The organism is Ideonella azotifigens (assembly GCF_006519715.1).
In the GTDB taxonomy this organism is placed as follows: Bacteria; Pseudomonadota; Gammaproteobacteria; order Burkholderiales; family Burkholderiaceae_C; genus Ideonella; species Ideonella azotifigens.
Genome location: NZ_VIDT01000128.1, coordinates 1 through 11,073 on the forward strand (window position 1 = coordinate 1; position 11,073 = coordinate 11,073).

Genomic DNA, 11,073 nt, shown 5'->3' on the forward strand with positions numbered 1-11,073 from the left:
CTGGGCGGACAGCCCGCGCAGCTGCACTACGTGGTGCCGGACCGCGCGGTTCACGGCTATGGGCTGACGCCCACCATCGTCGACCTGGCCGTGGCCCAGTGCCAGCCGCAGCTGCTGCTGACCGTGGACAACGGCATTGCCAGCCAGGCTGGCGTGGCCCATGCGCGCGCGCTCGGCATGCAGGTGCTGGTGACCGACCACCACTTGCCCGCATTGGTGGACGGCGAGGTGCTGCTGCCGGATGCCAACGTGATCGTGAACCCCAGCCAGCCCGGCTGCGAGTTTCCCAGCAAAGCGCTGGCCGGCGTGGGCGTGATGTTCTACACCCTGCTCGCGCTTCGCGCCGAGCTGCGCCAGCGTGGCGCCTACGAAACCGTACCCCAGCCCAAGCTGGACGCGCTGCTGGACCTGGTCGCGCTGGGCACGGTGGCGGACGTGGTGAAGCTGGACGGCAACAACCGACGCCTGGTGGCGCAAGGCCTGCGGCGCATCCGCGCCGGCCGCATGCAGCCGGGCGTGGCGGCGCTGTTTGCCGCGGCCTCGCGCCAGCCCGCCAAGGCCAGCGCCTTCGACTTCGGCTTTGCGCTGGGCCCGCGCATCAATGCCGCGGGCCGGCTGTCGGACATGACGCTGGGCATCGAATGCCTGACCACCGACGACCCCGGCCGCGCCATCGAACTCGCGCAGCAGCTGGACGCGATCAACCGCGAACGGCGCGACGTGGAAGCCGGCATGCGCGAGCAGGCCGAGCTGCTGCTGGACTCGCTGATGCCCGAGGGCCAGCCGCCCGCCGCGGTGGTGCTGTTCGACCCGGACTTCCACGAAGGCGTGGTCGGCATCGTGGCCGGCCGCATGAAAGACCGGCTGCACCGGCCGACCTTCGTCTTCGCGCTGGGCGCAGACGGTTTGCTCAAAGGCTCCGGCCGCTCCATCCCCGGCTTCCACCTGCGCGACGCCCTGGACCTGGTGACCAAGCGCCACCCCGGCGTGCTGAAGAAATTCGGCGGCCACGCGATGGCCGCCGGTTGCACGCTGGCAGAAGAAGACTTCGAGACCTTCGACCAGGCGCTGCAGCAAGTCGCCCAGGAATGGCTGCTGCCCGAAGCCCTGGCCCGCAAGCTGGCGACCGATGGGCCGCTGCTGCCGGAATACTTCAACCCCGAGACGGTGGCCAAGCTGGATGCCGTGGTCTGGGGCCAGGGTTTTGAGGCACCTGTTTTCTGCGACGAGGTGGTGGTCATCCAGCAAAAGCTGGTCGGCGAAAAGCACCTGAAGCTGCGCGTGCGCCACGGCGGCCCCAAAGGCACGCTGCGCGACGCGATCTGGTTCGGCCATGCCGAGCCGGTGGCCGAAACGGTGCGGCTGGCGTACCGGCTCAGCGTGGACGAGTTCCAGGGGCAGGTGCGCGTGCAGATGGTCGTGGAGGCGGCCGTCTGATGGCCCGCTGGATCGCCCTCTTCCGCGGCATCAACGTCGGCAAGGCCAAGCGCATTGCGATGGCGGAGCTGCGCACGCTGCTGGAGACCGAGCTGGGCCACAGCGAGGTGAGCACCTTGCTCAACAGCGGCAATGTCGTCTTCAGCGCGACCGGCAGGCCCACGGCGATCAAGCTGGCAGCGGCCATCGAAACTGCCATCGAGCAACACCTGGGCGTGCAGAGCAAGACCACGGTGATCTCGGCCGCGCAGCTGGACGCGATGCTCGCGGCCATGCCCTGGGACGATGCCGACGAGATCGCCTCGCGCCTGCTGGTGGCCGTGCTGCGGGAGCCGGACAGCGAGGCCACCAGCGCCGCGCTGAAGCAGCTGGGCGAGAAGGACTGGGCGCCCGACGGTTTTGCCATCGGCCCCGGCGTGGCCTACCTGCGCTGCGAGCCGGGCATCCTGGACAGCAAGCTGGCGCCGGCCTTCGAGAAGCTGTTCAAGGACCGCGCGACCAGCCGCAACTGGGCCACGATGAAGAAACTGCAGGCGCTGGCGAACGGGTAAGGCGATGGCTGGTTGTCGCCTTTCTGCCCGCTGGCGTTTGGCTGTGCCGTTGCTGATCTTCGGCGCGAGCGCTCTCGCGGCCGATCCACCAGCCGATGCCGAGCTGTTCCAGTTCCCCGCCGACCGCAACGTGGCGGTGAACCTGCAGCTCTGGCCGCTGGGCCTGAAGAGCGGGCGAGATGCACCGGTCTTTCACAACTTCATGGCCCAGTTGCGCTTCTCCGGCGAACCCGAAGTGCTGACCTGCGCGCTGCGGCTGTACGACCCCGAGGGCCAGCTGAACCCTGGCGAGACGCAGGACCTGGCGATCCGCTGCCTTCAGCCGTTCCGCGTGAAAGCGAAGCAGCCGGACTTCCAGGTCTTTGCCGCCGGCCGCCCCATCGGCAAGGGCCAGCTGCGCTCGGCCGCACTGGCGCAGGTGATGGGCGAACCGGGCGCTGCCACCAGCGCCGCCAGCGCACCACCATGAGTGAAGCCCTGTATTTCGCCACGCCAGCCCAGTTGCACGCCTGGTTCAAGCGCCACCACGCCACCCAGACCGAGCTGTTGCTGGGCTACTGGAAAGTGGGCAGCGGCCAGCCCAGCGTGACCTGGCCCGAGTCGGTGGACGAGGCGCTGTGCGTGGGCTGGATCGACGGCGTGCGCCGGCGCATCGACGACGCGCGCTACAGCATCCGCTTCACGCCGCGCCGGCCCGGCAGCGTGTGGAGCATGGTCAACGTGCAGCGGGTGCCGGTGTTGCTGGCCGAGGGGCGCATGCGGCCGGAGGGGCTGGCGGTGTTCGAGGCGCGCAAGCCCGAACACCACACCGGCTACACCTTTGCCGCCCGGCCGCAGGAGTTGCCGCCGGAGATGGCGGCGCAGTTGCATGCGCTGCCCGATGCCCTGGCCTTCTTCCTGGCCCAGCCGCCAGGCTACCGGCGCACGGCGGTGCACTGGGTCACCAGCCCCAAGACGGCCGCCACCCAGGCTCGGCGGCTGGCGGAACTGCTGGCCAGCTGCGCCCGCGGTGAGCGGCTCGGGCATACGCAGAAATACCGCTAGTTGTCGCGTGCTTTGCGACGAACGGGGAGCCACGTTCAAGGGGATTGCGGACAGAAAAACGACAGTGCGGCTGGTGTCAAATTGCCGTCACCATCGCTCCCTGTCCAGGACCGTCCATGTTGTTTTCGACTCCCTTGCGTGCGCTGGCCCATGCGGCCGCCACGCTGTGCCTGCTCACCGCTGCTACCTCAGCTTCAGCAGCCACACCTTCCGCGGCCAGCGCCAACCCGGCCCTGGGCCCGCTGCAGGATCCGCTGTGGATGCGCTACCCGGCCATCTCGCCCGATGGCAGCCAGATCGCCTTCAGCTTCCAGGGCAACCTGTTTGTCGTGCCCGCCGAGGGTGGCGTGGCCCGGCTGCTGGTGGCCAACGGCCAGAGCAACTCGCGCGCCGTGTGGTCGCCAGACGGCCGCAGCATCGCCTACGCGGCCAACCTCTATGGCAACTACGATGTCTTCCTGGTCTCGGCCCAGGGCGGCCCTTCGCGCCGGCTGACGACGCACTCGGCCAACGAGACGCCGCTGAGCTTCACGCCGGACGGTAAGGAAGTGCTGTTCTCCGGCACCCACATGGACGCCCGCGGCAACCTGATGTTCCCCTCGGGCCAGGCCAGCGAGCTGTACAAGGTTTCGGTCGAAGCCGGCCAGCGCCCGGTGCAGCTGCTCAGCACGCCGGCCCTCTCGGCCCAGCTGAACAAGGCTGGCACGCAGATGCTGTACGAGGACTGGAAAGGCTACGAGAACCTGTGGCGCAAGCACCATGTCTCGCCGGTGGCGCATGACATCTGGCTCTACGACACCAAGACCGGCCAGCACCGCCAGCTGACCACCTTCGGCGGCGAGGACCGCAACCCGGTCTGGTCGCCCGACGAGCAGGCGGTGTATTTCCTGAGCGAGCGCAGCGGCTCGTTCAACGTCTGGAAAATGCCGCTGAACCAACCCGAAGCGGCAGTGCAGGTCACCAGCTTCAAGACCAACCCGGTGCGCTTCCTCAGCATGGCCAGCAACGGCACGCTGAGCTTCGGCTACGACGGCGAGCTCTACCGCCTGGCCCCGGGCGCCAGCGCGCCAACCAAGGTCGCCGTGCAGATCGCCGCGGACACCCGCACCCGCGGCACCGAGCTGCAGCGCCTGTCGCAGGGCGCGACCGAGATGTCGCCCAGCCCCAGTGGCAACGAAGTGGCCTTCGTGATTCGTGGCGAGGTGTTTGTCGCCTCGTCCGAGTTCGGCGACACCAAGCGCATCACCGACACGCCGACGCAGGAACGCTCGGTCAGCTTCAGCCCGGACGGCCGGCGCCTGCTGTTTGCCGGCGAGCGCGATGGCGCCTGGAGCCTTTACGAAGCCAGCCTGCCCGGCAACAAGAAGGAATCGCCGAACTTCTACAGCGCCGGCAAGGTGCAGATCAAGACGCTGCTGAGCAACGGCAAGGACAACTTCCAGCCCCGCTACTCGCCGGACGGCAAGGAAGTGGCCTACCTGGAAAACCGCAACACGCTGAAGGTGCTGAACCTGGCCAGCGGCCAGACCCGCACCGTGCTGCCGGCCGAATGGAACTACTCCTACGCCGACGGCGACCAGTGGTTCGACTGGTCGCCCGACGGCCACTCGCTGCTGACCCAGTTCGTGGACCGCAACCGCTGGGGTGCCGAGGTCGGCCTGATCGATGCGCAGGGCAAGCGCCCGCTGGTCAACCTGACCCAGAGCGGCTATGACGACTTCTCGCCGCAGTGGGCACGCAACGGCCAGATGATGGTCTGGCTGACCGACCGCACCGGCATGCACGGCGCCTCCGGCTCGTCGCAGAAGGACGTCTACGCGATGTTCTTCACCCGCGAGGCCTTCGACCGCTTCAACCTCGACAAGGGCGAATACGCCGCGCTGCTGAAGAAGGAAGAAGAGGAAAAGAAGGAAAAGGACAAGGCGAAAGAAGCCAAGGCCGACAAGAAGGGCGGCAAGGACAAGGAGAAGGACGACGACGCCATCACCCTGCCCGAGCCGGTGAAGCTGGAGCTGGACCAGGTCGAGGACCGCGTGGTGCGGCTCACGCCAAACGCCGGCAACGTGCGCGCTGCGGTGCTCTCGGAAGATGGCGAAGCCCTGGTCTACCTGCTGGAAACGGCCGACGGCATCGAGCTGTGGGTCAACCGCCTGCGCAGCAAGGAGAACAAGAAGGTCGGCGGCTTCCCGGCTGGCAAGGGTGGCCACGGCGACCCGCTGCCGGTGGACCTGCAACTGGACGCCAAGGGCGAAACCGTGTTTGTGCTGGCCGATGGCGGCATCCAGAAGTTCAAACTCCCCAAGGAAGACGGCCCCGTCAAGCCTGAGCCGGTCAAGTTCGCCGCCGAGCTGAACCTGGACCTGCGTGCCGAACGCGCCTACATGTTCGACCACGTCTGGCGCCAGACCCAGGCCAAGCTCTACGTGGCCGACATGAATGGCGTGGACTGGGCCGGTTACCGCAAGGTCTACGAGCGCCAGCTGCCCTACATCGCCAACGGCGAGGACTTTGCCGAGCTGCTGAGCGAAATGCTGGGCGAGCTGAATGTCTCGCACACCGGCTCGGGCTACACCGGCAAGCCTGGCGCAGGCGACGCCACAGCCCAGCTGGGCGTGTTCTTCGACCCGGCCTTCACCGGCGCCGGCCTGAAGGTGGCCGAGATCATCGACGGCAGCCCGCTGCAGGCCGGTGAGGCACGCATTCAGCCCGGCATGGTGATCGAGAAGATCGACGGCGTGACGATTGCCGCCGGTGCCGAATACGACTCGCTGCTGAACCAGAAGGCTGGCAAGCGCGTGGTGCTCGGTGTGTTCGACCCGGCCAAGAACCAGCGCTTCGACGAGGTGGTCAAACCCATCCCGGGCGGCGAGCAGAACGAGCTGCTGTACAAGCGCTGGGTCAAGGCCGAACGCGCGCTGACGGAGAAGCTCTCGGGCGGCAAGGTCGGCTACGTGCACGTGCGCGGCATGGACGACGACAGCTACCGCCAGGTCTATTCGGAGATGCTGGGCCGACACAGCGGCAAGCAGGCCGTCATCGTCGACACCCGCTTCAACGGCGGCGGCAACCTGCACGACGAACTGGCCACGCTGCTCAGCGGCAAGGCCTACCTGGACTTCGTGCCGCGCGGCCAGCACCTGGGCGCCGAGCCCACCGGCAAGTGGACCAAGCCTTCGCTGGTGCTGATCAGCGAAAGCAACTACTCCGACGCGCACCTGTTCCCGTGGACCTACCAGCACTTGGGGCTAGGCAAGCTGGTCGGCATGCCGGTGGCAGGCACCGGCACGGCCGTGTGGTGGGAAACGCTGCAGGACCCGAACGTCTACTTCGGCATTCCCGAAGTCGGCTTCGTGGACGCCAAGGGCCAGTACATGGAAAAGGCCTTGATCCAGCCGGACATCCAGGTCGCCAACGACCCGTCCCGCATCGTCAAGGGCGATGACCAGCAGTTGGCAGCCGGCGTGAAGGAACTGCTGAAGGGCATCAAGCCCTGATGCACTGAACCGCTGCGCTGCCAGACAGAACGGCCGCCTTCACCAGGCGGCCGTTTTTTTCCTGCAGCCGGAATGCGTCAGCCCTCGCCGCGCAGCAGCGCCTGAAGGCCCGCCTCGTCCAGCACGGCAATGCCCAGCTCGCGCGCCTTGTCCAGCTTGCTGCCGGCCTCTTCACCGGCCACCACGTAGGTGGTCTTCTTCGAAACCGAGCCGCTGACCTTGCCGCCGGCCGCTTCGATCAGGTCCTTGGCCTCGTCGCGGCTCAGCGTGGGCAGCGAACCGGTCAGCACCAGCGTCTTGCCCAGCAGCGGGCGCGGCGCGTCGCTGGCAGTGCCCTCGATGTCCGGCCAATGCACACCGGCCGCGCGCAGTTGCTCCACGACCTCGCGGTGCTGCGGCTGGTCGAAGAAATGCCGCACGCTTTCGGCGACGATGGGACCCACGTCGTTGACTTCCAGCAACTCTTCCAGCCGCGCGTCCATCAGGCGGTCCAGGTTGCCGAAGTGCTTGGCCAGGTCTTTCGCGGTCGTCTCGCCCACGTGGCGAATGCCCAGGCTGTAGAGGAAGCGGCCCAGCGTGGTGGACTTGCTCTTCTCGATACCGTCCAGCAGGTTCTGCGCGCTCTTGTCGCCCATGCGCTCCAGCGTCGCGAGGTTGGCAAAGCCGAGCTTGTAGAGGTCCGGCAGGCTGCGCACGATGCCGGCGTCCACCAACTGGTCCACCAGCTTGTCACCCAGGCCTTCGATGTCCATCATGCGGCGGCTGGCGAAGTGCAGCAGCGCCTGCTTGCGCTGCGCCGGGCAGGTGATGCCGCCGGTGCAACGCCAGTCAGCCTCGCCTTCCTCGCGCTCGATGGGGCTGCTGCACACAGGGCATTTGCCGTCCAGGCGTTTGTAAAGGTCGAACGGCTCACCCACGTCCTCTGGCCGCCTGTCCATCACCACACCGACGACTTCGGGAATGACATCGCCGGCGCGGCGCACGATCACCGTGTCGCCAATGCGCACGTCCTTGCGCCGCGTCTCGTCCTCGTTGTGCAGCGTGGCGTTGCTCACCGTGGTGCCGCCGACGAACACCGGCTCCAGCTTGGCCACCGGCGTCAGCTTGCCGGTGCGGCCGACCTGGATGTCGATGCCCAGCAGCCGCGTCATCTGCTCCTGCGCCGGGTACTTGTGCGCCACCGCCCAGCGCGGTTCACGCGAGACGAAGCCCATCTGCTGCTGCAGCGCGCGCGAGTTCACCTTGTAGACCACGCCGTCGATGTCGAACGGCAGGCTGTCGCGCAGCTCGCGGATGCGCTCGTGGAAAGCCACAAGGCCGTCAGCGCCCTGCACCACCGCGCGGTCTTCATTGACTGGCACCCCCATCTTCGCCAGTGCGTCCAGCATGCCGCTGTGCGTCTCCGGCACCTCCCAACCCTGCACCTCGCCGAGACCGTAAGCAAAGAAGCTCAAGGGCCGCTTTTTCGCCATCGCCGGATCCAGCTGGCGAACCGCACCGGCGGCGGCATTGCGCGGGTTCACGAAGGTCTTTTCGTTCTTCGCACCCGCGGCAATCAGCTCGCGCTGCCGCTCGTTCAGCGCGTCGAACTCGTCGCGCCGCATGTAGACCTCGCCGCGTACTTCCAGCACCGCCGCACTGCAGCCGCGCAGCTTGCGCGGCACCTGCTTGATCGTGCGGATGTTCTGCAACACGTCCTCGCCGGTCTCGCCGTCGCCGCGCGTGGCGGCCTGCACCAGTTCGCCGTGCTCGTACCGCAGGTTGATCGCCAACCCATCGAACTTCAGCTCGGCCGCGTAGTCCACCTGCGGCGCATCTTCAGCCAGTTTCAGCTCACGCCGCACCCGCGTGTCGAACTCCACCGCACCCTGCGCCGTCGTGTCCGTCTCGGTACGGATCGACAGCATCGGCACAACATGCCGCACCGGCGTGAAGCCATCCAACACCGCACCAATCACGCGCTGCGTCGGCGAGTCCGCCGTCACCAGTTCAGGATGCGCCGCCTCAATGGCTTCGAGTTCCTGGTAAAGCTTGTCGTACTCCGCATCCGGGATCTGCGGCGCATCCAGCACGTAGTACTGCTGGGCATGGTGGTGGAGTTGGGCCCGTATCGCGGCAACTCGCTCTTTCAGTAGCGGAGTTTCTGACATCTTGCTAGTTCGACTGTTCGTCAATTTCAATTGGAAGGGATGTTGACATCTACTCAGAGGAGTCCTTGCCGTCCCCTCGCCTTCTTAAGAGATGCGCCATCAAGCCACGCCCCCAAGAAATGTTCCAAACGACAAATAGCAGAAGCAACAGAAGAAAGGTGAGTCCATTCGAAATGGGCAACCATGGCAGTAACTGCCTTCTCAAGATGAGGCAAATCGCCAGGGTCCAAATGACAAGTTCTTTCACTTCTCGACTCCTTGGACTTCCCCAAAACACATAGGGCAATTTGAAGATCGCCCGTCAACTCACCTTCGCAATCATCACCTGGTCCACCCTATGCCTGTCCACGTCCATCACCTCGAAGCGCCAGCCTTCCCAGGTGACCGTGTCGGTGCGTTTGGGGATGCGGCGCAGCATGACCATCAGGAAGCCGGCCAGGGTGTCGTATTGGCCGGCGTGCGGCCATTCGGCGATGTCCAGTGCGCGTTCGAGGTCGGGGATGGGGGTGACGCCGTCGGCGAGGAAGCTGCCGTCGTCGCGGCGGATGATCTGTTCCTCGTCGTGCGGGGCGACCATCGCGCCCATCACGGTGCTCATCACGTCGTTCAGCGTGATTACGCCCACCACCAGGCTGTATTCGTTGACGATGACGGCGAAGTCCTCGTGGGCCTGGCGGAACTGGGTCAGCATCTCGGCCAGCGTCAGCCGGTCCGGGACGATCAGCACCTTCTTGATCAGCCCGCTGTCGCCGCAGGCGCGCAGGCCGATGGGCTCCTCGCGCAGCACGCGGGCGAACATGTCGGTCGCATCCACGTAGCCGATGACTTCGTCGATGCCTTCACCGCAGACCAGGTAGGTCGAATGCGGATCTTCGGCCACGCGGGTGCGCAGCAGCACCTCGTCGTCGTCCATCGCCAGCCAGACGACACGCTCGCGCGAGGTCATTGCGCTCTCGACCGTGCGCGTGTCCAGCTCGAAGACGTTTTCGATGATCTGCTGCTCGGAGCTGTGCACCGCGCCGGTCAGGGTGCCGGCCGCCGTCAAGGCCAGGATGTCGTGGTGGGTGATGCGGTCGTCGCGCGTCTGCGGCAGGCCGAAGAGCTTGGACAGGCCATCGGCCGCGCGGGTGAAGGTCCACACCACCGGCTTGAACAAGGCACTGAGCCACAGCATCGGGCCGACCAGGCGCATGGCCAGCCGCTCCGGGTCGTTCATGCCCACGCGCTTGGGCAGCAGGTCGGCCAGCAGCACGAACAGCACGGTGACGGCCAGGAACGAAAGCGCGAGGCTGAGCCCGCCAAGGCGCTCCTCGCCCACGCCGGCCCAGCGCAGCGCGGCGGCGAAATGCGGTGTCAGCGCGCCGTCGCCCACGATACCGGCCAGGATCGCGATGGTGTTCAGCCCGATCTGCACCACCGTGACGTAATGGCCAGGCGCATCCTGAACCGCCAGCACCTGTGTGGCCCGGTGTTCGCCCAGGTCGGCCAACTGGCGCAGCTTGAGCCGCCGCGCCGCGGCCATTGCAATCTCGGCCACCGCGAAAAAGGCCGACGCCGCGATCAGCAGCGCAATGAGCAACAGGCTGGCGATCAGGTCCACGGGCCTAGCTGAACAAGCGCCGTGCCGCGGCGCTGCCTGCTTCCAGCTCGCGGGCCGCCAGGGCCTCGTACAGCCGGCCAAGCTCCAGGCCGATGGCGGCAAAGGCGTGCAGCGTGATGGGCGTGCCGCGGTCGTCGACCAGGGTCGCATCCAGATCCTCGGCCAGGCGGCGGGCGCATTCCTGCCAGGCGGCAAAGGGCTCGGCCGAAGCCGGGGTTTGCGGCACGTCCAGCGTCAGCGTCACTTCGCGTAGCGCGGCCTGGCCTGGGTCTTCGGACAGGGCGACCTGCGAATCGAAGGACAGCACCAGCACCGGCGGCGCGCCGTCTTCGGCAGCAGGCAGCACCTGGCGGCCGGCGACCGCGCCGGGCACGAAGCCATGCCGGCTGGTGCATTGCTGCAGGTAGCCGACCGACCATGCGACCGAGTTGGCGCGCAGCACGGCGCCCAGTTGGGCGTCGTGCTGGCTGGCGAAGCTGTCCAGCTCGCGGGCGCGGGCGACCACGTCCAGCATGTCCGGGAAATCCGGGTTGGCGCTCAGCGCGTCGGCAAAGGCCTGCAGCTTCTGCACGAATTCGGAATACTCGATCTCGTTCAACGGGCCATGACGATTGGCCATTTGCAGGCCCGCCTGGAACTCGCCGTAGCGCTGGCCGGGGCGCGGCATTTCCCACTCGCCAGTCTCGGCGTTCAGGCCTTCGATGTGGAAAGGCTTGGCACCGGCGCGGCGGCTGGGCGGCAGGTGCTGCAGCGCCAGGTCGCCGGTGACGGGTGCGTCTGGCCGCACGGTGGCAATC

General features: G+C 67.0%; 8 protein-coding genes. 5 read left to right on the top strand and 3 right to left on the bottom strand.

Features of this window, described 5'->3' with window-relative positions; translation table 11 throughout:
- From FKP22_RS10625 to FKP22_RS10645, 5 genes are all read left to right on the top strand, one after another.
- On the top strand, positions 1-1,437 hold a 1,437-nt coding region (locus FKP22_RS10625), incomplete at its 5' end, for a single-stranded-DNA-specific exonuclease RecJ (RefSeq protein ID WP_141287467.1).
- Positions 1,437-1,988, top strand: coding sequence for a DUF1697 domain-containing protein (locus FKP22_RS10630; RefSeq protein WP_141287468.1), 552 nt, complete (start codon positions 1,437-1,439; stop codon positions 1,986-1,988). The genes FKP22_RS10625 and FKP22_RS10630, both read left to right, overlap by 1 nt.
- Positions 1,989-2,031: 43 nt before the next feature.
- Positions 2,032-2,457, top strand: a complete 426-nt coding sequence (locus FKP22_RS10635) for a hypothetical protein (protein ID WP_141287469.1) — start codon at positions 2,032-2,034, stop codon at positions 2,455-2,457.
- Positions 2,454-3,032 (top strand): YdeI/OmpD-associated family protein, encoded by a 579-nt coding sequence (locus FKP22_RS10640; RefSeq protein ID WP_141287470.1) that lies wholly within the window; start codon positions 2,454-2,456, stop codon positions 3,030-3,032. The genes FKP22_RS10635 and FKP22_RS10640 overlap by 4 nt, the downstream gene beginning before the upstream one ends.
- A 116-nt stretch (positions 3,033-3,148) precedes the next feature.
- Positions 3,149-6,526 (top strand): S41 family peptidase, encoded by a 3,378-nt coding sequence (locus tag FKP22_RS10645; protein WP_141287471.1) that lies wholly within the window; start codon positions 3,149-3,151, stop codon positions 6,524-6,526.
- 77 nt (positions 6,527-6,603) lie between these two features.
- Here FKP22_RS10645 and ligA read toward each other — a convergent pair whose 3' ends face one another.
- The 3 genes from ligA to FKP22_RS33810 all read right to left on the bottom strand — a co-directional run.
- Positions 6,604-8,676, bottom strand: a complete 2,073-nt coding sequence (ligA, locus tag FKP22_RS10650; RefSeq protein ID WP_141287472.1) for an NAD-dependent DNA ligase LigA — start codon at positions 8,674-8,676, stop codon at positions 6,604-6,606.
- A gap of 301 nt (positions 8,677-8,977) precedes the next feature.
- On the bottom strand, positions 8,978-10,276 hold the full coding sequence (gene paeA / locus FKP22_RS10655) for a polyamine export protein PaeA (RefSeq protein WP_141287473.1): 1,299 nt from the start codon (positions 10,274-10,276) through the stop codon (positions 8,978-8,980).
- Between the two features lie 4 nt (positions 10,277-10,280).
- Positions 10,281-11,073: cell division protein ZipA C-terminal FtsZ-binding domain-containing protein (locus FKP22_RS33810; protein ID WP_141287474.1), on the bottom strand; the 793-nt coding region annotated here is incomplete at its 5' end.